Genomic DNA, 22,978 nt, shown 5'->3' with positions numbered 1-22,978 from the left:
GCGGCGGGCTGGCAGGGGGTGGGGTGGCAGTGCCCGTCTTATGTCGGTCGAGTAGCCGCGGGACGCGGCGTATCGAGACCCGCCTCGGTCGAGGTCGGGTTGGACGGGCCGCGCGGTGCGCGAGCCGGGTGAAGCGGAGGCGGCGGCGTCAGTCGGCGAGGCGGGCGTCGCCCGCGTAGACGTTGAAGCCCGCGTTGCGGCTGAAGCCGATCAGGGTGAGGCCGGAATCGCGCGCGAGGTCGACGGCGAGGGACGACGGGGCGCCGACCGCGGCGAGCAGGGGGATGCCCGCCATCACGGCCTTCTGCACGAGCTCGAAGGAGGCGCGGCCCGAGACCTGCAGCAGCGACCCGCGCAGCGGCAGCCGTCCCTCCCGCAGCCCCCAGCCGACGACCTTGTCGACCGCGTTGTGCCGCCCCACGTCCTCCCGCAGCGCCAGCAGCGCGCCGTCCGCGTCGAACAGCCCGGCCGCGTGCAGGCCGCCGGTCCGCTCGAACACCGCCTGCGCCTCCCGCAGCCGGTCCGGCAGCGACACCACCAGCTCGTGCGAGACCCGCAGCGGATCCTCCGCGACGCTCCACGCCGACTCCGTCGCGACCGCTTCGAGCGACGCCAGCCCGCACACCCCGCACGAGCTGGACGTGTACACGGAGCGCTCCCGCTCGAGCAGCACCTCCGCGCGGCCCCCGCGCACGCTCGCATCGATCACGTTGTAGGTGTTCTCGCCCGGCCCGGACCCGCTCGCGCAGTAGCGCATCGCCGCGAGCTGATCGGCCGAGGTGAGCACGCTCTCCGACACCAGGAACCCGGCGACCAGATCGAAGTCCTCGCCCGGCGTGCGCATGGTGACGCTGAAGCGCCGCCCGCCCACGCGGATCTCCAGCGGCTCCTCGACGGCGAGCACGTCCTCGCGGCGGCGGGTCGGCTCCCCGGCGCGGACGGCGATCAGACGGGTCCGGGCGACGGCACGGCTCATGGGGTCCTCCTCGACGCTGGCGGCGCGCCGCCCCGCGACCTGAGAGCCCGGACGGCAGGCGCTCATCCTCCCACCCGCTCCCCGACGTACCATGCAGGAATGGTCGATGACGCCGAAGCCCGCGAGAACCCGATCGACGAGAGCGCCGTCACGGTCGGCGCTCCGAAGCGGCGGGCGGTCGGCATTCCCGGCGTCGCGCACGCGCTCCAGATCTCGCTGAAGCAGATGGGACCGCTGCGCAGCGCCGAGACGCTCCTCCGGGTCAACCAGAAGACCGGCTTCGACTGCCCGGGCTGCGCCTGGCCCGAGGCCGACAAGCGGCATGTCGCAGAGTTCTGCGAGAACGGCGCGAAGGCGGTCGCCGAGGAGGCGACGCTCCGCACCGTCACCGCCGACTTCTTCGCGGCGCACCCGCTCATCGAGCTCGAGGGCTGGGACGACTACCAGCTCGGCCAGCAGGGCCGCCTCACCGAGCCGATGCTCCTGGACGAGGGCGCGACGCACTACCGCCCGGTCGGCTGGGACGAGGCGCTCGACCTGGTCGCGGAGGAGCTGCGCGCCTGCGCCGACCCGGACGAGGCGATCTTCTACACCTCCGGCCGCACCTCGAACGAGGCCGCGTTCGTCTACCAGCTGCTGGTCCGCGGCTTCGGCACGAACAACCTCCCCGACTGCTCGAACATGTGCCACGAGTCCAGCGGCTCCGCCCTCACCGAGACGATCGGCATCGGCAAGGGCTCGGTCAGCCTCCGCGACGTCGAGCGGGCACCGCTGCTGATCGTCGCCGGCCAGAACCCGGGCACGAACCACCCGCGGATGCTGACCGCGCTCGAGCGGGCGAAGCGCGCGGGCGGCACCATCGTCGCGATCAACCCGCTGCCCGAGGCCGGCCTGCTGCGCTTCGAGAACCCGCAGACGGTCCGCGGGATGATCGGCGGCGGCACGGCGCTCGCCGACCACTTCCTCCAGGTGCGGCTCGGCGGCGACCAGGCGCTCTTCCAGGGCTTCGGCAAGGCGCTCCTCGACGCGGAGGAGGCGCGCGGCGGGGTCTTCGACCGCGCCTTCATCGCCGAGTGCACCGACGGCCTCGACGGCTACCTCGACGAGATCCGCGGCACCCCGTGGTCCGAGATCGAGCGGGCGAGCGGGATCGACGAGGCCCGGATCCGCGGGATCGCGGAGCTGATCGCCGCCAGCGAGGGCACCATCGTCTGCTGGGCGATGGGTCTCACTCAGCACGCGCACTCGGTCGCGACGCTCAAGGACGTCGTGAACGTGCTGCTGCTGACCGGCAACATCGGCAAGCCCGGCGCGGGGGTCTGCCCCGTCCGCGGTCACTCGAACGTCCAGGGCGACCGCACGATGGGCATCTTCGAGCGGATGCCGGACTCCTTCCACGACGCCCTCGACCGCGAGTTCTCCTTCGCCTCGCCGCGCGAGCACGGCACCGACACGGTCGCCGCGATCCGGGCCATGCGCGACGGGAAGGCGCGCGTCTTCATGGGTCTCGGCGGCAACTTCGCCCGGGCGACCCCCGACACCGCCGTCACCGAGGCCGCGATGCGCTCGCTCGCGCTCACCGTGCACGTCTCGACCAAGCTCAACCGCTCGCACGTCGTCACCGGCCGCCGCGCGCTGATCCTGCCGACCCTCGGCCGCACCGACTCGGACAAGCGCGCGACGGGGGAGCAGCGCGTCACCGTCGAGGACTCGATGAGCGCCGTGCACGCCTCGCGCGGGCGGCTCGCCCCGCCGAGCACCGTCCTGCAGTCGGAGGTGGCGATCCTCACCGGCATCGCGGAGCGCCTGCTCACCGACCGGCCCAACGCCCCCGTCGTCGACTGGGCGGCGCTGCGCGAGGACTACCGGCTGATCCGCCGGCACATCGCCGCGGTCGTCCCCGGCTTCGAGGACTTCGAGCGCCGGGTGAACGAGCCCGGCGGCTTCGTCCTCCCGCATCCGCCGCGCGACGAGCGCCGCTTCGCCACCGCGACCGGTCTCGCCCGCTTCACCGCGAACGCGCTGCAGTACCCGAGGGTGCCGGAGGGGCGCCTGCTGCTACAGACGCTGCGCTCGCACGACCAGTTCAACACCACGATCTACGGCAAGGACGACCGCTACCGCGGCATCCACGGCGGCCGCCGGGTCGTCTTCGTGCACGCGGACGACATCGCGGAGCAGGGCCTCGCCGACGGAGCGATGGTCGACCTGGTCTCGGAGTGGGAGGACGGCCTGGAGCGACGGGCCCCGTCCTTCCGCGTGGTCGCCTACGACACCCCGCGCGGCTGCGTCGCGGCCTACTACCCGGAGACGAACGTGCTCGTCCCGCTCGACTCCACCGCGGCGGTCAGCGGCACGCCGACCTCGAAGTCGGTCGTGGTCCGCCTGGAGCCGGCGGCCTGACCCGCGCGTCGCCGGATCTCGATACGCCCGCTCCGCGGGCTACTCGATCAGCATGAACCGCCTGCCGGTCGAGCAGCCGCGCCCATCGTGGTGGTCGAGTAGCCGCGCAGCGGCGTATCGAGACCCACGCCTGCAGACGCTCGCGCCGACGTCACCGGATCTCGATACGCCCGCTCCGCGGGCTACTCGATCAGCATGAACCGCCTGGGTCGAGCAGCCGCGCCCATCGTGGTGGTCGAGTAGCCGCGCAGCGGCGCCCTGCATGCTGGTCGAGTAGCCGCGCAGCGGCGTATCGAGACCCGCGCCTGCAGACTCCGCTCACCAGGGCAGGTCGAGCAGCCGCACCTCGTCGCCCGCGTCGGCGCCGCCCGCGGGGACGACCGCGACCGCCTCCGCCACGGTGAGCCCCGAGAGCATGTGCGAGCGGATCCCGTGCACCGCCCGCCAGCGGCCGTCCTGCTCGACGACCGGCACCAGCGCGGTCGTCCCGGCTCGCCCGAGAGCCTCGCCGAGCACTCCCCGGCGCAGCCGCGCCGCGGCCGCCCCGCCCGCCGCGTCGAGCGCGGGCGGCAGGAACGACAGCGCCGCGAGGAACGCCGCGAGAGGATTCCCCGGCAGCGCCGCGACCACCGCGCCGTCCGGCAGCGCGGCGACGATCGTCGGATGCCCCGGCCGCATCGCCACGCCGTCGACGAGGAGCGCCGCCCCGGCGAGCCCGAGCGCCCGGCGCACCGCATCCGCCCGCGACCGACCGGTGCCGCCCGTCGTGACCCGCAGCGGCGCCGTGCTCGCGAGCAGCGCCGCCGCGACCGCCTCGTCGTCGTCCAGGAGCCGGGTCGTCGCTCCGATCGCCCCGCCGCAGCGCTCGACGAGCGGCGGCAGCAGCGGCGTGAACGCGTCCCGGACGCGGCCGACAGCGGGCAGCCCCGCGGGGTCGACCTCGTCGCCGGTGAAGAAGAGGTCGACGCTCGCGGGTCGGCGCACGGCGAGCTCGTCGAAGCCCGCGATCGCCAGCAGCGCGAGATGCGCCGGACGCAGGCGCACGCCGGCATCGACCAGCGCCGTGCCGGCCGGCGCCTCGTCGCCCGCGCGGCGGATGTGCCGCCCGAGCGGCAGCGGGTACTCCGAGGAGAGCACGTCTCCGTCGACCAGACCGCGCTCGCTGGGCAGGACCGCCTCGCACCACTCCGGGACCGCCCCGCCGGTGACGATCGTCTCGGCGATGCCCCGCCCGAGCCGCCAGGGCGACGCCCCGCGCACGGCCCAGCCGTCCATCGCGGAGGAGGCGTAGTGCGGCAGCGGCCGCGGCGCGAGCGCGGCCGTCGCCGTGACGCAGCCCGCCGCCTCGAGCAGCGGGAGCGTCGCGAGCGGTCCCGGGACGACGGCCGCCGCGATCCGCGCGCGGGCGCCCTCCCAGTCCGTCTCGCTCATCCGTCCATTCTGGTCGCGGCGGACCACCCAGGGGGACGGCGCCGGATCCGCGGACCCGGCGCCGTCGACGGGATCAGCCGAGGTACCCGTTGGGGTTCAGCACGAACTTCTTCGCGGCGCCCTTGTCGAAGTCGGCGTAGCCCTGCGGTGCCTCGTCCAGCGAGATGGCCGTGGCCTGCACCGCCTTCGCGATCTGCACCTTGTCGTGCAGGATCGCCATCATCAGCGAGCGGTTGTACTTCATCACCGGGCACTGGCCGGTAGTGAAGGACAGCGACTTCGCCCAGCCCAGGCCGAGGCGGATCGACAGCGAGCCCTCCTGGGCCGCCTCGTCCACTCCGCCCGGGTCGCCGGTGACGTAGAGCCCGGGGATGCCGAGGGCGCCGCCCGCCGCGGTGATCGACATCAGCGAGTTCAGCACGGTGGCCGGAGCCTCCTGGTGCGAGTCCGCGCCGTTGCCGTGCGCCTCGAAGCCGACCGCGTCGACGCCGCAGTCGACCTCGGGCACGCCGAGGATCTGCTCGATCTGACCGGCCGGATCGCCCTTCGAGACGTCGACGGTCTCGCAGCCGAACGAGCGCGCCTGCGCGAGCCGCTCCTCGTTGAGGTCCGCGACGATCACGACGGCGGCGCCGAGCAGCTGCGCGCCGACCGCCGCGGCGAGTCCGACGGGTCCGGCTCCGGCGACGTAGACGGTCGAGCCGACGCCGACGCCCGCGGTGACCGCGCCGTGGAAGCCGGTCGGGAAGATGTCGGAGAGCATCGTGAGGTCGAGGATCTTCTCGAGCGCCTGGTCGCGGTCGGGGAAGACGAGCAGGTTCCAGTCGGCGTAGGGGACCATCACGTACTCGGCCTGGCCGCCGACCCAGCCGCCCATGTCGACGTAGCCGTAGGCGCTGCCCGGGCGGTCGGGGTTCACGTTGAGGCAGATGCCGGTCTTGCGCTCCTTGCAGTTGCGACAGCGGCCGCAGGCGATGTTGAACGGGACCGAGACGATGTCGCCGACCTTGACGAACTCGACGTCCGGGCCCACCTCGACGACCTCGCCGGTGATCTCGTGGCCGAGGACCAGGTCGGCCGGGGCGGTCGTGCGGCCGCGGACCATGTGCTGGTCCGAGCCGCAGATGTTGGTCGAGACGGTGCGGAGGATCGCGCCGTGCGGCAGCTTCCTGCCGATGTTCGCCGGGTTCACGCCCGGTCCGTCCTTCAGCTCGAAGGTCGGGTAGTCGATGTCGATGACCTCGACGACACCGGGGCTCTTGTAGGCGACGGCTCTGTTGCCTGACATGCGGTTCTCCTTCACGTGGGTGACCGCGGGTGCGTGAGCGTCCGCGGGAGCCGCGCCGTGGTCGTCCGGGAGGAGGCCGCGGCGTCGGGGCTCGAGCGAACCGTACGCCCGCACCCTGGTGCCGGATCGAGGAGAGGGGAGTAGCGTCTCAGGATCTGTGCGTACGCATGCGGATCGTCTCGAGCGACGTCCGCACCGCCGCGTCGAGCGCCGCCCGGTCGCCGCCCTGCAGTCCGGCCGCGTAGCCGGCGAGGAACGTCGTCAGCGGAGCCGCGGGCCGCACCACTCCGTGGGCCGCGTCACCCGCGAGCGAGAGCAGCGCGTCGCGGTCGATCGGCACGTCCGCGAGCCCGAGGGCGGCGGCGAGCTCGTCCCACCACGCGGCGAGCAGGGCGGCGGTGTCGTCGCGGGCGGGCGGGGTGGGCGGGGCGGCGTTCGTCTCGTCGGTCACGCGTTCATTCTGCGCCCGGCACGACGATGCCGTGGCGGAGCGCGTCGGCGCGGTCGTCGACGTCCGCCGACGATCCGGCCGGGACCTCGACGAGGCGGACGGCGAGCCCGGCGAGGAGCGCGCGGACCGACGCGCCGTCCACCTCCGGGAGCCGTCGGAGCGCCGCCGCCAGGGAGGACCGGCGGTGCAGGCCGAGTAGGAACTGCGCGCGGCCGTCCTCGTCGACGGCGAGCAGGACGTCGGTCGAGGGGTCGGCGTCGCCCGCCGCCGTCCGCAGCCGGTCGAGCGCGGGAGCGGGAGCGACGAGGTCCGCGGCGAGGACGGCGATCCACTCCGGTGCGGCCTGCTGCTCCGCGTCCTGCCGCTCCGGTGCGTCCTCGCGCTCGAGGAGGGGGAGCGCCGCGGCGAGGGCGGCGACCGGCCCGCCGAACGCGGGCTCCTCGCGGACGAGGCGCGCGGCTCCCACGGCCCCGCGGAGACCGGGCGGGCCGACGACGACGACGCCGCGGGCGCCGGCGACCGCGGCGAGGGCGTGCGCGAGCAGCGTCGAGCCGCCGTGCTCGAGCAGCGGCTTGGCCGCGCCGCCGAGGCGCTCGCCGCGGCCGCCGGCCAGGACGACGGCGTCGAAGGGGGGAGTGCTCGGGCGGGCGGTCACGGCCTCGAGGCTACGGGAGGCGGCGGCTCGGGCGACCCGCGTCCGGTGTCGGAGGTCGCGGCTACTCTTGTCGAGTGGTAGCAGCCCTGTATCGCCGGTACCGGCCCGAGACGTTCGCCGAGATGATCGGCCAGTCCCAGGTGACCGATCCGCTCATGACGGCACTGCGGACGAACCGCGTGAACCACGCCTACCTCTTCAGCGGCCCGCGCGGCTGCGGCAAGACCACGTCCGCGCGCATCCTCGCCCGCTGCCTCAACTGCGCCCAGGGCCCGACCGACACCCCGTGCGGCGTCTGCGACAGCTGCGTCGAGCTCAGCCGCGACGGCCAGGGCTCGCTCGACGTCGTCGAGATCGACGCCGCGAGCCACAACGGCGTCGACGACGCGCGCGACCTGCGCGAGCGCGCCATCTTCGCGCCCGCCCGCGACCGCTTCAAGATCTTCATCCTCGACGAGGCGCACATGGTCACGCCGCAGGGCTTCAACGCGCTGCTCAAGATCGTCGAAGAGCCGCCGGAGCACGTGAAGTTCATCTTCGCGACGACCGAGCCCGACAAGGTCATCGGCACGATCCGCTCGCGCACCCACCACTACCCGTTCCGGCTGGTCCCGCCCGCGCAGATGCTCGACTACACGCAGGAGCTCTGCGAGCGCGAGAAGGTGGGCGTCGCCGCGGGCGTGCTCCCGCTGGTCGTCCGCGCGGGCGGCGGCTCCGTCCGCGACACCCTGTCCCTCCTCGACCAGCTGATGGCCGGCTCGGAGGACGAGACCGTCGAGTACGAGCGCGCGGTCGCGCTGCTCGGCTACACGCACGGCGCCCTCCTCGACGAGGTGGTCGACGCGCTCGCCGAGCACGACTCCGCCGAGGCGTTCGGCGCGGTCGACCGCGTCATCCAGACCGGCCAGGACCCGCGCCGCTTCGTCGAGGACCTGCTCGAGAAGCTGCGCGACCTCATCGTCGTGGCCGCCACCGGCGGCGCGGCGTCCGCGGTCCTGCGCGGCGTCTCCCAGGACGAGCTCGACCGGATGGCCGGCCAGTCGCGCGCGCTCGGCCTCGGCGAGCTCTCGCGCATCGCCGACATCGTCAACGACGCGCTCACCGAGATGACGGGCGCGACCTCGCCGCGCCTCCACCTCGAGCTGATGATCGCGCGCACGCTCGTGCACGGCGCGGGCACGGCGGCCGCTCCGGCGTCCGTCGTGGTCCCGGCGCCGTCCGGCGCGCAGGACGCCCCGGTGCGGGCGCGTCCGGGTGCTGAGTCGCGCGGCGCTGAGTCGCGTGCGGCTGAGCCTCGTGCTGCTGAGCCTCGTGGTGCCGAGCCTCGTGCTGCCGAGCCGCGACCGGCAGAGCCCCGTCCTGCCGAGTCCCGTCCCGCCGACTCGAGGTCGGCCGAGGCCCGCGGGCTCGAGCCGCACCTCCCGTCGCGGGCGGCGACCCCCGAATCGGTACCGGAGACGATCGCGGCGGCGCCCCGCGTCGAGGCGCCGGTCGTCTCGGCCGCACACGCCGAGGCCGCGGAGCAGCCGGCACCCGCCGACGCCGCGCCCGCGTCGGCGGCCGCCGCCCACCCGACGGCCGCCGAGGAGCCCGGCGGCGTCACGCTCCAGCGGATGAAGGACAGCTGGCCCGAGATCCTCGAGGTCGTGCAGAAGGCGCGGATGACCGCCTGGCTCGTCGCGTACACCGCGCAGGTCCGGGCGCTGAAGGACGACGTCCTCACCCTCTCCTTCCCGAGCCAGAACGACGTCGACTCCTTCAAGATGGCCGGCAGCGCGGGCCAGCCCGGCGTGAGCGAGCACCTCCGCCAGGCGATCCAGCAGGTCCTCGGCCTGCGGGTGAAGTACATCGCCCGCGTCGAGCCCCGCGCGACCGCACCGGAGGCCGAGCGCGCCGCCGCGGAGGCGCCCGCTCCCGCACCCAGCGCGGAGCCCGCGCCCGCCGCCGCCGCGCCCAGCGACCCCGACGAGTGGGCGACGGTCGCCATCCCCGCCGACCCGGCCCCCGCCGAGGTCGCGGCCGAGCCCGCGATCGAGGCGGTCGTCGCTCCCGAGCCCTCGGACGTGCCCGTCCTCGCGCCGTCCCCGCGCTCCGCTCCGGCCGCCCCCGCCCAGGAGCCGCCGGCGCGTCCCGCCGCCTCCGGCCGCCCCGCCGCGGGTCCCTCGGACGACGAGCCCCCGTTCGACGAGGAGCCGCCGGAGGAGGACATGCCCCCGGTCGAGCCGCCGATGCCCGATTCCTGGGCGACGGTCGCCCCGCCCGGTGAGCCGACTCCCGCCGCCCCGGTCGAGGCCGCGCCCGCGCCCGCCCCTGTGCGACGCGAGCCCCCGGCGCGCCCGGTGACCCGCACCACCCGCTCGGCGACGGCCGACGGCCGGCAGCGCTACGGCGAGGCGGTCGTCCGCGAGATCCTCGGCGCCCAGTTCATCGAGGAGCAGCCGCACGTCCCGCGCGGTCCCCGGGTGACGGGCGCATGACGGCCGCGCACCCCGACTCCGCTCACTCCGTCACTGCCGGTGCCGCCCCGGCTCTCCCCGTCACCGCGCACCGCTCCACCCACCCCGCATCCCGAGAGGAGGCGACCGCATGTACGAAGGCATCGTCCAGGAGCTGATCGACGAGCTCGGCCGGCTCCCCGGCATCGGCCCGAAGTCGGCCCAGCGCATCGCGTTCCACATCCTGCAGACCGAGACGTTCGACGTCACCCGCCTCGCCGAGATCCTGCTCGAGCTGCGCAACCGCGTGCACTTCTGCGACATCTGCGGCAACGTCGCCGAGGAGGCGACCTGCGGCATCTGCCGCGACCCGCGCCGCAGCCGCGCCGTCATCTGCGTGGTCGAGGAGGCGAAGGACGTCCCCGCCATCGAGCGCACCCGCGAGTTCCGCGGTCTGTACCACGTGCTCGGCGGCGCCATCAGCCCGATCGACGGCATCGGCCCCGACCAGCTCCGCATCCGCCAGCTGCTGCAGCGCCTCGCCGACGGCGAGGTGCAGGAGGTCATCATCGCGACCGACCCCAACCTCGAGGGCGAGGCCACCGCGACCTACCTCTCCCGCATGCTGAGCACCCTCGGCATCCGGATCACCCGCCTCGCCTCCGGCCTCCCCGTCGGCGGCGACCTCGAGTACGCCGACGAGATCACCCTCGGCCGCGCCTTCGAGGGCCGCCGCCTCGTCGAGAACTGACCCCCGCCCCACCGCTCGCCCGCGCCACGTTCGCGTGCCGAAGTTGGCTGACGGGGATGTTCGGCTCGTGAATTCCACTCCGGCTCGCGGAATAAGCGGGTTCCCGCGTGCCGAGGCCGATTTCGCGTGCCGAACGTGCGGGAATCGGATGTTCGGCTCGTGAATCCTGCTCCGGCTCGTGGAATCGGCGGTTTCCGGCGTGCCGAGGCCGGTTTCGCGTGCCGAACCTACGGGACTCGGGTGTTCGGCTCGTGAATCCTGCTCCGGCTCGTCGGATCAGCGAGTTCCTGCGCTCCGAGGCCGATTTCGCGTGCCGAAGCTAGGTGACTCGGATGTTCGGCTCGTGGATTCTGCTCCGGCTCGTGGAATCAGCGGGTTCCGGCGTGCCGAGGCCGATTTCGCGTGCCGAAGCTAGGTGGCTGGGATGTTCGGCTCGTGAATTCCGCTCCGGCTCGCGGAATAAGCGGGTTCCTGCGTGCCGGAGCCGATTTCGCGTGCCGAACGTGGGGGAGTCGGATATTCGGCTCGTGGATTCTGCTCCGGCTCGTGGAATCAGCGGGTTCCGGCGTGCCGAGGCCGATTTCGCGTGCCGAAGCTACGGGACTCGGGTGTTCGGCTCGTGAATCCTGCTCCGGCTCGTCGGATCAGCGGGTTCCTGCGCGCCGAGGCCGATTTCGCGTGCCGAAGGCAGGTGGTGCACTGCCGGAGCTGCGGGACTCGGACCTCCGCCTCGTGAATCCTGTTCGGGCTCGTCGGATCGGCCGGTTCTCGCGAGCCGGAGCGGGTTCCGCGTGCCGGCGGAACGGCGCCGCGAGCCCGGGCGTGCAGCGCATCCGACCGGTCGACGCAACATGACCCCTCGCGCATGCGCTCGCCGGTAGACTCCTGCGTCGGGTCGCCACGGCCCGAGCCACTGACCCGGGAGTAGCGCGTGAGCCTGATCGTCCAGAAGTTCGGCGGGTCCTCCGTCGCCGACGCGGAGAGCATCAAGCGGGTCGCGAAGCGCATCGTCGCCACGAAGCAGGCGGGCAACGACGTGGTCGTCGCCGTCTCCGCGATGGGCGACACGACCGACGACCTGCTCGAGCTGGCCCACCAGGTCACGCCCATCCCGGCGCCGCGGGAGCTCGACATGCTGCTCTCCTCGGGCGAGCGGATCTCGATGGCGCTGCTCGCGATGGCGATCAAGAGCATGGGCTACGACGCCCGCTCCTTCACCGGCAGCCAGGCCGGCATGATCACGGACGCCCAGCACGGCGCCGCCCGCATCGTCGACATCACCCCGGTGCGCCTGCGCGCCGCCCTCGACGAGAACGCGGTCGTCATCGTCGCCGGCTTCCAGGGCTTCAACCGCGACACCAAGGACATCACCACTCTCGGCCGCGGCGGCTCCGACACCACCGCGGTGGCCCTGGCCGCCGGTCTCGGCGCCGACACCTGCGAGATCTACACCGACGTCGACGGCGTCTTCACCGCCGACCCGCGCGTGGTCAAGAAGGCCCGCAAGCTCGACCGCATCTCCAGCGAGGAGATGCTCGAGCTCGCCGCCGCCGGCGCGAAGGTCCTGCACATCCGCGCCGTCGAGTTCGCCCGCCGCCACGGCGTCACCCTCCACGTGCGCTCGTCGTTCAGCCCCAACGAGGGCACCATCGTCTACAACGCCGTGCCCGGCGAGGACGCCCCCGGAAGCACCGAGAAGAATGGACAGCCCGTGGAAGAGCCGATCATCGCCGGAGTCGCCGCCGATCTGAACGAGGCCAAGATCACCGTCGTCGGCGTGCCCGACATCCCGGGCAAGGCCGCGCAGATCTTCACGATCGTCGCGAAGACCGGCTCGAACATCGACATGATCGTGCAGAACGTCTCCGCCGCGGCGACCGGGCGCACCGACATCTCCTTCACGCTGCCCAAGGCCGACGGCCAGACGGTCCTGACGGCGCTGAACGCCGAGAAGGACGAGGTCGGCTTCGAGTCGCTGCAGTACGACGACCAGATCGCGAAGCTCGCGCTCGTCGGCGCCGGCATGCGCACCAACGCGGGCGTCTCGGCCAAGCTCTTCCGCTCGCTCTACGAGGCGGGGATCAACATCGAGATGATCTCCACCAGCGAGATCCGCATCTCGGTCGTCACCCGCGCCGACACGGTCAACGACGCCCTCCGCGTCGTGCACACCGCCTTCGGCCTCGACGCCGAGGACGAGGCCGTCGTCTACGCCGGCACCGGTCGCTGACCGCCGAACGCCTTCGCGATCCCGCCGATCGCGCCCACCGGCCCCGCCGCCTCCTCCGGCGTCGGGTACCGTCTCCGCAGAGCGCGCCCGCCGAGGCGCCGCACCCCGCACCCCTCGTGCCGCTCCTCCCGCGAGCGGCACCGGACGAAAGAGCCCAGCATGAGCAGCACCCCCCTCCACGTCGGAGTCGTCGGAGCCACCGGCCAGGTCGGCGCGGTCATGCGCCGCCTGCTCGAGGAGCGCGAGTTCCCCATCGCGTCGATCCGCTTCTTCGCGACGGCCCGCTCGGCGGGCACGACCCTGCCGTTCCGCGGCGAGGACATCGTCGTCGAGGACACCGAGACCGCCGACCCCTCGGGTCTGGACATCGCGCTGTTCTCGGCCGGAGCGACGGGGTCGCGCACGCAGGCACCTCGCTTCGCCGCCGCGGGCGCCGTGGTCATCGACAACTCCAGCGCCTGGCGGATGGACCCCGAGGTGCCGCTGGTCGTCAGCGAGGTGAACCCGCACGCGATCGAGCAGGCCGTGAAGGGCATCATCGCCAACCCGAACTGCACGACGATGGCCGCGATGCCGATCCTCAAGGTCCTCGACCGCGAGGCCGGGCTCACCCGCCTGATCGTCAGCACCTACCAGGCGGTCTCGGGCAGCGGACTCGCGGGAGCGAACGAGCTCGCCGGCCAGGTCCGCGCGGCCGTCGCCGACGAGCACCTGCTCGACCTCGTGCACGACGGCTCGGCGGTCGACTTCCCCGCGCCGGACAAGTACGTCGCGCCGATCGCGTTCGACGTCATCCCGTTCGCGGGCAGCCTCGTCGAGGACGGCCTGAACGAGACGGACGAGGAGAAGAAGCTCCGCAACGAGAGCCGCAAGATCCTCGAGCTCCCCGGCCTGCTGGTCTCGGGCACCTGCGTCCGCGTGCCGGTCTTCACGGGGCACTCGCTCTCGATCAACGCCGAGTTCTCGTCGGCGCTCAGCCCCGAGCGCGCCCGCGAGCTGCTCGCCGACGCCCCCGGAGTCGCGCTGCGCGAGGTGCCGACGCCGCTCGAGGCCGCCGGAAGCGACCCGAGCTACGTGGGCCGCATCCGCGCGGACGAGGGTGCGCCCGAGGGCCGCGGTCTCGCGCTCTTCATCAGCAACGACAACCTCCGGAAGGGCGCGGCGCTCAACGCCGTGCAGATCGCGGAGCTGATCGCGGCGAAGCAGCCGGTCGGCTGATCCGCGCCGGCCGAGCAGGCCGGCGTCTCTGCGACGGTGGATCTCGATGCGCCCTCTGCGAGGGCTGCTCGATCAGCATGAAGCCTCGGGCTGCTCGGTCGGTCGCGACGGACGCGAGCGGCGCCTCCATGCTGGTCGAGTAGCCGCGGAGCGGCGACGCATGCTGGTCGAGTAGCCGCGCAGCGGCGTATCGAGACCTACGTCTGCAGGCCGGCGTCTCTGCGACGGTGGATCTCGATACGCCCTCTGCGAGGGCTACTCGATCAGCATGAGTGCGCGGGTGCTCGGTCGGTCGCGACGGACGCGAGCGGCGCAGGCATGCTGGTCGAGTAGCCGCGGAGCGGCGTATCGAGACCCACGTGCGCAGGGCCCCGCCGCCCCGGCCCGACGGGAAAAGCCGTCAATTTGATGGGGGAGCGGGGCCTGGGCCCGCCTGCGGCGCGACACGCGACGGTAAACTCGACTCTCGTGAACTCCTCGGAACCGGTCGACGTCGCCCTCATCGGCGGGGGCATCATGAGTGCCACCCTCGGTGCCCTCCTCACCAAGCTCCAGCCCGACTGGACCATCGCGGGGTACGAGCGCCTGGGCGATGTGGCGCAGGAGTCGTCGAACCCCTGGAACAACGCGGGCACGGGCCACGCCGCCCTCTGCGAGCTGAACTACATGCCCGAGGCCGCGGACGGCTCCGTCGACCCGGCCAAGGCGATCCAGATCAACGAGCAGTTCCAGATCTCGCGCCAGTTCTGGTCGAGCCTCGTCGAGGCCGGCGACATCCGCGAGCCCTCGAGCTTCATCAACTCCGCCCCGCACATGACCTTCGTGCACGGCGAGGCGAACGTCGAGTACCTCCGCAAGCGCTACGAGGCCCTGAAGGACCAGCCGCTCTTCGCCGGCATGGAGTTCACCGAGAGCACGAAGACCATTCACGAGTGGGCGCCGCTGCTGATGGAGCAGCGCCCCGCGGGCGGTGGCCCGTACGCCGCGACGCGCATCCCGGCCGGCACCGACGTCGACTTCGGCGCGCTCACCCACCAGCTCTTCGACCACGTCGTCGCGAACGGCGGCACCCTCGACACCGGCCACGAGGTCACCGGCATCACCCGGCAGAAGGACGGCACCTGGCGCCTCGACCTCAAGCAGAAGGTCGGCGGCACGCCCAAGAAGGTCGTCGCCCGCTTCGTCTTCGTCGGCGCCGGCGGCGGGGCGCTGCACCTGCTGCAGAAGTCGGGCATCCCCGAGATCAAGGGCTTCGGCGGCTTCCCCATCTCGGGCCAGTTCCTCCGGACCGACGACCCGGCGATCGTCGCCCGGCACCAGGCGAAGGTCTACGGCAAGGCCGCGGTCGGCGCCCCGCCGATGTCGGTGCCGCACCTCGACACCCGCGTCGTCGACGGTCAGGCCTCGCTGCTGTTCGGTCCGTACGCCGGCTTCACCCCCAAGTTCCTCAAGCGCGGCTCCTGGCTCGACCTGCCGCTCTCGATCCGCCCGCACAACATCGGCCCGATGCTCGCGGTCGCCCGCGACAACCTCGACCTGATGAAGTACCTGATCGGCGAGGTGGTCGCTGGTCGCGGCAAGAAGATGAAGGCGCTCCGCGAGTTCCTGCCCACCGCCCGCTCCGAGGACTGGTACCTCATCACCGCCGGCCAGCGCGTCCAGGTGATGAAGAAGGACGAGAAGAAGGGCGGCGTGCTGCAGTTCGGCACGGAGGTCATCACGGGCGCCGACGGCACGATCGCCGGTCTGCTCGGCGCCTCGCCGGGCGCCTCCACGGCGGTGCCGATCATGCTCGATGTCGTGAAGCGCTGCTTCCCCGACCGGATGAAGGCCTGGGAGCCGCGGATCCGCTCGCTCGTGCCGAGCTACGGCTCGACGCTCAACGACGCCCCGGAGACCGCGGAGCGCACCGTCGCCGCGACCGCCGAGGCGCTCGACCTCCGCGCCACGGTCTGAGCAGCGGTGGCGTGAGGCCGCCGTGCGGGTGACGGGGGTCTCGATACGCCGCTGCGCGGCTACTCGACCAGCAAAGGACCGCCGCTCCACCGAAGCATTCGAACACGTGTTCTAATGGACGCATGAGGTGGAGCGGGCAGGCGATCGGCGCAGCGGACGACGCCGCGCTCCCGGGCCTGGTCAAGCTCACCGAGCTCGTCCGCACCGTCCGCACCCCCGAGTTCGACGGCATCACGTTCTACGAGGTGCTGGCGAAGTCGGCGCTCAACCGGGTGCACTCGTCGTCGAAGATGCCGTTCGGCTGGACGATCAACCCGATGCGCGGCTGCACCCACGCCTGCACCTACTGCTTCGCCCGGCCCACGCACGAGTACCTCGAGTTCGACGGCGGCCGCGACTTCGACTCCCAGATCGTGGTCAAGGTCAACGTCGCCGAGGTGCTGACCCGCGAGCTCGCCCGGCCGAGCTGGGAGCGCCATCCCGTCGCCCTCGGCACGAACACCGACCCGTACCAGCGGGCGGAGGGCCGCTACCGGCTGATGCCCGGCATCATCGCCGCGCTCGCCGCCTCGGGCACGCCGATCTCGATCCTGACCAAGGGGTCGCTGCTCCGGCGCGACCTGCCGCTGCTGCGCGAGGCCGCCGAGCACGTCCCCGTCGACCTCGGCGTCTCGATCGCCGTCTTCGACGAGGACCTGCAGCGCTCGATCGAGCCGGGCGCGCCGACGGCCGCGGCCCGGCTGGCGACCGTGACGGCGGCGCGGGAGGCGGGCTTCGAGTGCTCGGTCTTCCTGATGCCGATCCTGCCGTTCCTCACCGACACCCGCGCGCACCTCGACGCCTCGCTCCGAGCCTGCCGCGAGGCGGGGGCGAGCACGATCATGTACTCGACCCTCTACCTCAAGCCCGGGGTGAAGGAGTGGTTCCTGCAGTGGCTCGCCCAGGAGCATCCCGAGCTGCTCGACCGCTACCGCTCGCTGTATCCCGGTCGCTCCGCCTACGCGCCGGTCGAGTACCGCCGCTGGCTGTCCGCGCGGATCCGGCCGCTGATGCGCGATCACCGGCTGGAGGAGGGGGAGGCCGACCCGGCGACCGGCTCGATGCGCTCCTCGGCACTCGGTCCGACGGCGCGCGGGGAGTCGCGGCTCGCGTCGCTCGGCATGCTCCGGACCCTCGGCGGAGAGGGCGGCCGCTCGCACGACGGCACGGCGACCCCCGGAACCCCGCACGGCGGCCTGCGGAACGGCGGCCTGATCCTCCGGGAGCTCGGCGAGGACGGCGCCTCGGTGCTGCCCGGAGTCGGCCAGCCGACGCTGTTCTGACCCCGCCGCGGGCGTCCCCGAGCCCGCGACTAGGATCGTCGCATGCTCCCTCGCCCCGGTGAGCCGGCGTCCGGCTCCTCCACCCGGGCCGCGGAGCCCCGAGTGGCAGAGCCCCGGGCCTCCGAGGAGGAGACCCGACGGGTCCGGCTCGGCATCCTCGACGACCACGAGCTGCTCCTGGACAGCATGAGCAGCTGGATCGCGGCGAACGCGCCCGACTTCGAGCTCGTGGTGAGCGCCGGCACCTGGATGGAGCTGGTGACCAGCACCGTCTTCCCGACCCAGGTCGTGCTGATGGACTTCGAGCTGAGCGAGCCGATCTCGATCGAGGCGCGGATCCGCACCTGCCGCGCCGCCGGGGCGACCGTGATCGTGCTCGCCGAGCACGAGGACGAGGAGATCCGCGAGCGCTCGCTGCGGGCCGGAGCCGCGCGGCACCTGACCAAGGCGCAGTCGATGCAGGACGTGATGGAGGCCGCCCGCTCAGCGATGGCGATGCGCTCGACCGCGGGCTCCGCGTCGCAGTGGCGCCCGCTCCCGATCGGCGTCGCGGCTCAGCAGCGGCCCCGGCTGAGCGCGGGGGAGCTGGAGGCGCTGCGGCTCTACGTGGCCGGTGCGAGCACTCCCGAGGTCGCCGCGCGGATGAACGTGCAGTTCGAGACGGCGAAGACCTACCTCCGGCGGGTGCGGCAGAAGTACGTCAAGGTCGGCCGCCCGGCGAGCAGGCGGGCCGATCTCATCCGCCGCGCCGCCGAGGACGGCTTCCTCGAGTGACGCTCGGACGCACGACCGCCACGACGACCACCGGCACCAGCACCACCACCACGACCATCTCGGCGCCGACCCCGCCGAGCGCAGCCCGCGGGCCCCGCCCGCGACCGAGCAGAGACGGGAACCGATGGCGAAGCTCTACTTCCGCTACGGAGCGATGAACAGCGGCAAGAGCACCTCGCTCCTGCAGGCCGCGTTCAACTACGAGGAGCGCGGGCACCGGGTCCTGCTCGCCAAGCCCGCGGTCGACACGAAGGGCGACGAGCTCATCGTGTCCCGGCTCGGCGTGACCCGTCCGGTGGACATCCTGTTCGAGCCGGACGGCGATCCGGTCGCCGTCTTCTCCGCGGCGCGGGCGCGGGTGCTCGCCGAGACGGCCCGCGACGTCAGCGCGCTGCTCGTCGACGAGGCGCAGTTCCTGCCCGAGTCGCACGTCGACGATCTGCTCCGGATCGCCATCCTCGAGAACGTGCCCGTCCTCGCGTACGGCATCCGCACCGACTTCCGGACCGCCGCTTTCCCCGGAAGCAGGCGGCTCCTCGAGATCGCGCACAGCCTCGAGGAGCTGAAGACGATCTGCCGCTGCGGCCGGAAGGCGATCTTCAACGGTCGGGTGGTGGACGGTCGATTCGTCTTCGACGGCGATCAGGTCGCCATCGACGGCGCCGAGGTGACCTACGAATCGCTCTGCGGTTCCTGCTACCTCCAGGAGAGCCGCGGCCGCCTGCGCGGCTAGCCGTGTCGAGCAGGGCTCATCCCGCGTGACCCATCCGAAACAGGGAAGTGGGTAGCCTTGCGGGCGTGACATCACCGGAAACGCACGCAGGCCTTCCGAAGCAGCACGCGAGGCCGGGGGGTCCGATGGCGACACAGGACGCTCCGCCCAAGCGCCGTCCGTCCTGGGAGCAGGACTACCGTCGGCGCCTCCTCGTCACCGATGTGGCCGCGATCCTCCTCTCGGTCTTCGGCACGCAGCTGTTCTGGTTCGACCTCGACCTCAACTCCGACGTCGGGTTCAACAACCCCGTCGACATCGCCGTCAGCTACACCTGGGTGTCGGTGGTCCTCTCCATCGGCTGGCTCCTCGCGCTGCAGGTCTTCGACACGCGCGACCGCCGGATCGTCGGCACCGGCTACGTCGAGTACCGGCGGATCGTCGACGCCTCGATCTGGCTGTTCGGAATCGTCGCGATCATCGCCTATCTGCTGCAGATCCTGCTGGCGCGCGGCTACATCATCACGGCGTTCCCCGCCGGGATCCTGCTGATCTGCGTCGGCCGCCTCGTCTGGCGCTCGTGGCTCACCCGCCAGCGCAAGGTCGGCCGGTTCTCCAGCCAGGTCGTCCTGCTCGGCTCGCGCGCGAGCGTGCTGCACACGGCGCGCGAGCTCCGCCGCGGCACCGAGGCCGGCTACAAGCTGGTCGGCGCGGTCTCCACCTCGGTGGGCGGCGCGGAGGCGCTCGGCTCCGAGCCGGAGCTCTCCGGCCTCTCGCTGCACGGCTTCTCCGGGATCGACGGCGTCCGCGCCGTGATGGACGCCACCGGCGCCGACACCGTGGTCGTCACGAGCTCCGACGAGCTCGCACCCCAGCGGATCCGCGAGCTCAGCTGGACCCTCGAGCCCGGTCGCGAGCACCTGGTCGTGGCGCCGAGCCTCACCGACATCGGCGGCCCGCGCATCCACACCCGCCCGGTCGCCGGCCTCCCGCTGATCCACGTCGAGACCCCGCGCTTCGACGGCCGCCAGCGCTTCGCCAAGCGGCTCTTCGACATCGCCGCATCGACCATGCTGATCATCCTCAGCGCGCCCGTCCTCATCGTCGTCGCCGTCCTGGTGAAGACGACCAGCCCCGGCCCGATCCTGTTCCGCCAGGAGCGCATCGGACTGAACGGCTCGACCTTCGAGATGCTGAAGTTCCGCTCGATGGTCGTGGACGCCGAGGCGCGCCTGGCCGAGCTCGCGGCGCAGCAGCGCGACGAGGGCAACAGCATCCTGTTCAAGATGGCCAAGGACCCCCGGGTCACCAAGGTCGGCACCGTGCTGCGCCGCTTCAGCCTCGACGAGCTGCCCCAGTTCCTCAACGTCTTCCGCGGCGACATGTCGCTGATCGGTCCCCGGCCGCCGCTGGCCCGCGAGGTCGAGCAGTACGAGGAGCACGTGCACCGCCGCTTCCTGATGAAGCCCGGCATCACCGGTCTCTGGCAGGTCAGCGGCCGCTCCAACCTCTCGTGGGAGGACACCGTCCGCCTCGACCTCTACTACGTCGAGAACTGGTCGATGACCGGCGACATCGTCATCCTCTTCAAGACCGCGCGCGCGGTCCTGGCGAGGGACGGAGCGTATTGACGGGCGCGGACGACACCTCGCCGCGGAGCATGGCGCTCGAGATCCTCGAGGTCCCCTTCCGCGTCGAGTTCGGCTCCGGCCTGTCCGACGAGGACGTGGCGCGGATCCGGAGCAGCTGGCGCTCCTGCGCAGCCGCTGAGGCGGCCGGCGCCCGGCTGATCTCCGCAGACATCGGCGGGTCGGACACGACCACCGGTGACGTCCGCGTCCGAGCGCGGTCGGCGGCGCAGCTCGAGGAGTCGCTGACCTCCGTGCTCACGCTCGAGGCGATCGGTGCGCGGCGGAACGACCTGCTGATGCTGCACGCCTGCGGGATCGCCGGCGACGACGGCCGCGTCCTCGCTCTGGTGGCCGCCTCCGGCACCGGCAAGACGACCGCCTCGCGGGTGCTGGGCGCGCGCTTCGGCTACGTCACCGACGAGACGGTCGCCGTGACCGCCGAGGGGACTGTGCTGCGCTATCCGAAGCCGCTGTCGGTGAAGTCACCGACCCCCGGCGTGCCGAAGGCGCAGCTCGCCCCGGAGGACCTGGGCCTCCGCCCCCTCCCGGTGGCGCCGCTCGTGCTGGCCGGCGTCGTGCTGCTCGACCGCCGCGAGGGCGTCGAGGAGCCTCGGCTCGAGCCCGTCGATCCGGCGGAGGCACTCGACGACCTGGTGCCGCAGACCTCCTATCTCTCGGCGCGGCCGCGGTCGCTGTCCGCCCTGGTCCGCACCCTCACCGCGGTCGGTGGCGTGAATCGACTGATCTACTCCGAGGCCGAGGGGGTCGTCGATCTGATCGGCGGCCTGCTCACCGCCCCGGCCGCGCCGGCGCCGCCGGTGTGGCAGGAGGTCGAGCCCCTGCCGATCGAGGCGGACGCGGACTCCGGTGCGTCCGTCCGCCGCGCCCCCGTCGACGACGCGCTCCTGCTGCCCAGCGGCGAGGTCCTCGTCTTCCGCGAGAACACGGTGATCCGCCTGGCGGGGATCGGCCCGACGATCTGGCGCGCGGCCGAGGAGGGCGTCGAGACGCCGGCCCTCGTCGCCGCGGTCCTGGCCGAGCTCGGCGCACCGCCGGAGGGCGTCGACGCCGTCGGCACCGTGTCCGCCGCCGTCGACGAGCTGCGCGGTCTCGGCGTGATCGCGAGCGCCGCTCCGCTCCGGCACACCCCGGATGGGGTGCACGCCTGATCCGCCCCGAAACGGCGCCGATACACCGGCGTGCAAGAATTCTGAAGCCCGTGCCCGGCACTCGCCGATCGGGTCGAACCAGTGAAGGAACTTGACACTGTGGAACTTAGAGACGTCCTCCGGCTTCTTCGCGATCACTGGATCGCGCTCGTCGCAGCCGTGCTCCTCGGCGTCCTCGTCGCCTACGGCTGGTCGCTGACCCAGAAGCCGCGGTACGCGGCCGAGGCGCAGGGACTCGTCTCCGCGGCCGTCGCCGACGCCGGGGGAGACCCCAGCCAGGCGATCTACCTCCGCCAGATCGCGGACTCCGTCGCGAAGTCGAGCACCCTCACCTACGTGCCGATCGCGGAGTCGCGCAACGTCGCCGAGATCGTCATCCAGAACCTCGGTCTCGACGTCTCCGCGGCGTCGCTGATCACTGCGGTCGAGGTGACGCCCGACGGGCAGTCGCCGATCCTGAACGTCCGGGCCACGGCGTCGACCCCCGAGGGCGCGCGCACCCTGGCCGACGCCTGGGTCGACGCGCTCGCCGTGCGCATCCAGCAGGTGAACCAGGAGTCCGGCGCGGGCGACACCGTCAGCCTCTCCGGCGTGCAGTCGGCGGCCCTGCCGTCCTCGCCGGAGTTCCCGAACGTGCGCCTGGTGCTCGGCGTCGGCGCGCTGGCCGGCCTCGTGCTCGGCCTCGTCTACGCCTTCGTGCGCAACACCCTCGACCGCCGGATCCGCACCGCCGAGATGGTCGAGCGCCTGTTCGACCTGCCCGTGGTCGGCACGCTGCCGGTCGACAAGCGCCTGAACGAGACCAACCGCATCGTGCCCGAGGCGGACACGACGGACTACGTGAAGTCCGACGGCAAGCACGCGCTCGCCGAGGCGCTGCGCGAGCTGCGCACCAACCTCCAGTTCATGAACGTCGACAGCCCGCCGCGCATCATCGTCGTGACCAGCCCGCTGCCCTCGGACGGCAAGTCGACCGTGACCGCGAACCTCGCCGTCACGCTCGCCGCCTCCGGCCAGCGCACCGTCGTCGTCGACGGCGACCTCCGCAAGCCCACCGTCGCCAAGTCCTTCGGCCTCGTCCCCGGCGTCGGCCTCACCGACCTCCTGATCGGCAAGGCCGAGCTGCAGGACGTGCTCCAGCCGTGGGGCCCCTCCGGCAACCTCTGGATCCTCGGCGCGGGCTCGATCCCGCCGAACCCCAGCGAGCTGCTCGGCTCGAACGGGATGGACATCCTCCTGCACGAGATCGCGCGCGAGGCGATCGTCCTCGTCGACGCCCCGCCGCTGCTGCCCGTCACCGACGGCGCGATCCTCACGGCCCGCACCGACGGCGCCCTCGTCGTCATCTCGGCCGGCCGGACCACGACGGACGAGCTCGGCAAGGCGATCCAGAACCTCGAGCGGGTGAGCGGCCACACCCTGGGCGTCATCCTCAACCGCGTGCCCCCGCGCGGCCAGGTCGGTCGCGGCTACGGCTACTACTACACGAGCTACTACGGCTCGCAGAAGACGGGCGCCCGCCCGGACGGCGCGGCCGAGACCGCGCCGGCACCGGCCGGGTCCGCGGTCTGAGCGG

17 protein-coding genes are annotated in these 22,978 nt (G+C 72.7%); 12 read left to right on the top strand and 5 right to left on the bottom strand.

Annotated features, from left to right (window positions below; genetic code table 11):
- Positions 1-148 precede the first annotated feature (148 nt).
- On the bottom strand, positions 149-976 hold the full coding sequence (gene fdhD / locus HQQ82_RS17070) for a formate dehydrogenase accessory sulfurtransferase FdhD (RefSeq protein WP_173235242.1): 828 nt from the start codon (positions 974-976) through the stop codon (positions 149-151).
- A gap of 99 nt (positions 977-1,075) precedes the next feature.
- On the opposite strand from fdhD, the gene HQQ82_RS17065 reads away from it, so the two are divergent.
- Positions 1,076-3,379 carry an FdhF/YdeP family oxidoreductase gene (locus HQQ82_RS17065; RefSeq protein WP_173235241.1) on the top strand — a complete coding sequence of 768 codons (2,304 nt, stop codon included), beginning with the start codon at positions 1,076-1,078 and terminating at the stop codon, positions 3,377-3,379.
- A gap of 318 nt (positions 3,380-3,697) precedes the next feature.
- On the opposite strand, the gene HQQ82_RS17060 is transcribed toward HQQ82_RS17065, so the two are convergent.
- The 4 genes from HQQ82_RS17060 to HQQ82_RS17045 all read right to left on the bottom strand — a co-directional run bounded on the left by HQQ82_RS17060 (position 3,698) and on the right by HQQ82_RS17045 (position 7,204).
- Positions 3,698-4,810 (bottom strand): molybdopterin-binding protein, encoded by a 1,113-nt coding sequence (locus HQQ82_RS17060; RefSeq protein ID WP_173235240.1) that lies wholly within the window; start codon positions 4,808-4,810, stop codon positions 3,698-3,700.
- A 73-nt stretch (positions 4,811-4,883) separates the two neighbouring features.
- Positions 4,884-6,098: a formaldehyde dehydrogenase, glutathione-independent gene (gene fdhA / locus HQQ82_RS17055; RefSeq protein WP_173235239.1), complete on the bottom strand. Its 1,215-nt coding sequence runs from the start codon at positions 6,096-6,098 to the stop codon at positions 4,884-4,886.
- Between the two features lie 148 nt (positions 6,099-6,246).
- Positions 6,247-6,549 (bottom strand): DUF6457 domain-containing protein, encoded by a 303-nt coding sequence (locus HQQ82_RS17050; RefSeq protein WP_367947989.1) that lies wholly within the window; start codon positions 6,547-6,549, stop codon positions 6,247-6,249.
- A 4-nt stretch (positions 6,550-6,553) separates the two neighbouring features.
- Positions 6,554-7,204 carry an NTP transferase domain-containing protein gene (locus HQQ82_RS17045; protein ID WP_173235238.1) on the bottom strand — a complete coding sequence of 217 codons (651 nt, stop codon included), beginning with the start codon at positions 7,202-7,204 and terminating at the stop codon, positions 6,554-6,556.
- Positions 7,205-7,278: 74 nt separating this feature from the next.
- Here HQQ82_RS17045 and HQQ82_RS17040 point away from each other — a divergent pair, with 74 nt between their 5' ends.
- The 11 genes from HQQ82_RS17040 (at position 7,279) to HQQ82_RS20675 (ending at position 22,974) form a co-directional block, all read left to right on the top strand.
- Positions 7,279-9,681: a DNA polymerase III subunit gamma and tau gene (locus HQQ82_RS17040; RefSeq protein WP_173235237.1), complete on the top strand. Its 2,403-nt coding sequence runs from the start codon at positions 7,279-7,281 to the stop codon at positions 9,679-9,681.
- 109 nt (positions 9,682-9,790) lie between these two features.
- Positions 9,791-10,390, top strand: coding sequence for a recombination mediator RecR (gene recR / locus HQQ82_RS17035; RefSeq protein WP_123447702.1), 600 nt, complete (start codon positions 9,791-9,793; stop codon positions 10,388-10,390).
- A gap of 931 nt (positions 10,391-11,321) precedes the next feature.
- A complete protein-coding gene (locus tag HQQ82_RS17030) occupies positions 11,322-12,620 on the top strand; it encodes an aspartate kinase (protein WP_123447701.1) in 1,299 nt (432 codons plus the stop codon).
- Positions 12,621-12,779: 159 nt separating this feature from the next.
- Complete coding sequence (locus HQQ82_RS17025) at positions 12,780-13,838, top strand: aspartate-semialdehyde dehydrogenase (RefSeq protein WP_173235236.1); 1,059 nt, start codon at positions 12,780-12,782, stop codon at positions 13,836-13,838.
- A 408-nt stretch (positions 13,839-14,246) separates the two neighbouring features.
- Complete coding sequence (locus HQQ82_RS17020) at positions 14,247-15,794, top strand: malate:quinone oxidoreductase (protein ID WP_173235235.1); 1,548 nt, start codon at positions 14,247-14,249, stop codon at positions 15,792-15,794.
- Between the two features lie 122 nt (positions 15,795-15,916).
- The gene (locus HQQ82_RS17015) at positions 15,917-17,116 is read left to right on the top strand and encodes an Rv2578c family radical SAM protein (protein ID WP_173235234.1); all 1,200 of its coding nucleotides are present in this window, start codon (positions 15,917-15,919) and stop codon (positions 17,114-17,116) included.
- Positions 17,117-17,218: 102 nt separating this feature from the next.
- A complete protein-coding gene (locus HQQ82_RS17010) occupies positions 17,219-17,890 on the top strand; it encodes a response regulator transcription factor (RefSeq protein WP_173235233.1) in 672 nt (223 codons plus the stop codon).
- 124 nt (positions 17,891-18,014) lie between these two features.
- Complete coding sequence (locus HQQ82_RS17005; protein WP_173235232.1) at positions 18,015-18,623, top strand: thymidine kinase; 609 nt, start codon at positions 18,015-18,017, stop codon at positions 18,621-18,623.
- Between the two features lie 125 nt (positions 18,624-18,748).
- The gene (locus HQQ82_RS17000) at positions 18,749-20,233 is read left to right on the top strand and encodes a sugar transferase (RefSeq protein ID WP_173235231.1); all 1,485 of its coding nucleotides are present in this window, start codon (positions 18,749-18,751) and stop codon (positions 20,231-20,233) included.
- On the top strand, positions 20,230-21,402 hold the full coding sequence (locus HQQ82_RS16995) for a hypothetical protein (protein WP_173235230.1): 1,173 nt from the start codon (positions 20,230-20,232) through the stop codon (positions 21,400-21,402). The genes HQQ82_RS17000 and HQQ82_RS16995 overlap by 4 nt, the downstream gene beginning before the upstream one ends.
- Positions 21,403-21,483: 81 nt before the next feature.
- Positions 21,484-22,974, top strand: a complete 1,491-nt coding sequence (locus HQQ82_RS20675) for a polysaccharide biosynthesis tyrosine autokinase (protein WP_173235229.1) — start codon at positions 21,484-21,486, stop codon at positions 22,972-22,974.
- Positions 22,975-22,978 lie beyond the last annotated feature (4 nt).

The sequence above is a fragment of the Rathayibacter sp. VKM Ac-2856 genome (genome assembly GCF_013205055.1).
GTDB lineage: Bacteria > Actinomycetota > Actinomycetes > Actinomycetales > Microbacteriaceae > Rathayibacter.
This window is presented reverse-complemented; position numbering and strand designations above follow the sequence as displayed.